A 2,252-nucleotide genomic window follows, 5' to 3' on the forward strand; every position below is an offset into this window, starting at 1 on the left:
ACTCTTATCTCGTAAAACCGATCGATTTCGGTGAATTCGTGAAGGTCGTCCGCGCGATCGGCGACTACTGGCTCACACTCAACGTGGGACCACCGGAAACCCTCAGATAAGATTAGCGGTGACTCATGAAGACTACACGAAACTGGCTGCTCGCGTATATAGCTTTGTATATCGCCTCTCTTTATCTCTTTCCTCTCACCTCGAGGATTCTCACGCTCTCTCTCATACTCGCCATGTTGATAGAAGTCCCGACGGGCTTTTTCAAAAGCGAAAGGGCCCGGCGTCTCGCGACGCTGCTAACAGGGGTCGGTCTGGTGGTGCTGGTGATATATCTCCTTTCCAGCTCGATACCGATGATAATTTCGAACATAAGCTCCTTCGGAAATGAAATAGACAGGATTCTGGAAGGCGAAAGGTTCAACAGACTCATGGAGAGATTGCCGGAATCGGTTGCCGGAAGTGTCAAAGATTTTCTCGGAAGTTTGAACGACATGGTGATCGGGTTTGCGCTGGATACGGCCAGAAAAGTGGCGGCCGGAGCTTCGTCCTGGTTGACCGGCGCCGTGTTGCTAGTTATCGGCTCGGTCTATTTGCTGAGAAACAAAGGGAATTTCTCTGAGAAGATAGTGCCGGTCATCTTTCCCGGTTGCGACAGGGAGGGTCTGCGTAAATTCCTGGGAGGTTTCAACCGCGACTTGCAGAACTACGTCTTTCAAAGGACTCTCATAGCCCTGGCGGTGGGCGCGACGATAGGCGTCGGAGCTTTTCTGCTGGGAATTCCTCATCCGCTCTTTTTCGCGATACTCGGAGCGATCACCAACTACATACCCTACGTGGGCGTCGTTATAACGGGGATACCTTTCCTGCTGGTGGGAAACGCCACACACGGACTGTGGGGTGTCTTCGGGGTCATCGTTGTACTGCTGGTCGCCGGTGTGATCGACGGATGGGTAATGACGCCCGCGCTGATGTCGAACAGGCTGCAGATCAACTGGTTCGTAATACTGGTCGCCGTGATCGCCATAGGAGAGCTTCTGGGTATATTCGGTATGATAATAGGCATCCCCGCGCTTCTTTTCATAAGGCGTTTCTGGTCGGATTTCGTTATGTGCCGCAACGATGGTATCCTTGAATAATAGAGAATCGAGGTGAAAATTATGAAGAGATACATAGATCTTACGAGAACGATAGTCGACGAACAGGCAGTTTATCCGGGAGACGATGCGACATCGCTGAAACGCTCCAGGAATCTTTCTGTCGACGGCTTCAACAACCACAGGCTCCATATCTCGATGCACTCGGGAACCCACATAGACGGCCCTATGCACATGAGCAATTCTTCTCTCTACATCGACCAGATGCCTCTAGAGAAGTTCGTGGGCAGTGGTGTGTTGCTAGATGTGAGGGGTCATAGTGAGATCCTTCTGAGGGAGGAGTACGTCGATAGAATAGCAGAACGTAGTATAGTACTCTTCTGGACGGGTAGAGACGAGATTTTTGGAAACCGCGAATATTTTGTCGAAAATCCCTGTATCACCGAAGAGTTTGCGAAACTTCTGGTCGAGAAAAAAGTCAAGGCCGTAGGTTTCGACTCGTCCTCGCCCGATAGGTATCCTTACCCGGTGCACGGGATACTCTTCTCGAACGGAGTGTTGATTATCGAGAATCTGACCAACCTCGCATCCCTGCAGGGAGTTGTCAATTTTGAAGTCCTGACGCTCCCTCTAAAGATACACGCCGACTCCTCGATAGCCAGAGTGATCGCGGCGGTTCAGGAGAGCGAATAGGGGGTGCGGATTTGAAAATACGAAAGATTGGAAAGAGGGGGGTGCTTTTCACCTTTGAAGACAGAGACTCCCCAATGGGCTGCGATACCTCCGTATATCTGGTGCTGGGAGAGAAGAGGGCCTATCTCTGCGACACCTTTCTCGGTCCACGATGGATGGATGTGATAAAGCGATACCTGCGAAACAGCAGTTACGAAGGGCGCCTTGTGGTCTTCAATTCGCACTCGGATTTCGATCATGTATGGGGCAACGGAGCTTTCAACGATTCGAACGTACTGGCTCACACTCTCGCCAGAAAGAGGATGAAGGAGAGATGGGAGTTCGATTATTCGAAGCTTTCACGCTTCCGTTGGGGCGAGGTCCCTATGAGGTTGCCGAACGTCACTTTCAACGACGGCCTTTTCTTCGAAGACGACGGAATCGAATTCCGTCACGCGCCCGGACACACGGTTTGCTCTTCGGTTT

Annotated in this window: 3 protein-coding genes; all 3 read left to right on the forward strand. The window is 51.4% G+C overall.

Translation table 11 applies throughout. The annotated features are described in order from the left end of the window. Positions 1-125: 125 nt before the first annotated feature. Positions 126-1,136: an AI-2E family transporter gene (locus tag PKX57_RS12065; RefSeq protein WP_472417562.1), complete on the forward strand. Its 1,011-nt coding sequence runs from the start codon at positions 126-128 to the stop codon at positions 1,134-1,136. 21 nt (positions 1,137-1,157) lie between these two features. Beyond that, entirely contained in the window at positions 1,158-1,787 is a 630-nt protein-coding gene (locus PKX57_RS12070) for a cyclase family protein (RefSeq protein ID WP_472417563.1), read from the forward strand. 11 nt (positions 1,788-1,798) lie between these two features. Continuing rightward, the coding region (locus PKX57_RS12075; RefSeq protein ID WP_472417565.1) for an MBL fold metallo-hydrolase at positions 1,799-2,252 on the forward strand (454 nt) is incomplete at its 3' end.

The organism is Mesotoga sp. (assembly GCF_035363035.1).
Lineage (GTDB): Bacteria > Thermotogota > Thermotogae > Petrotogales > Kosmotogaceae > Mesotoga.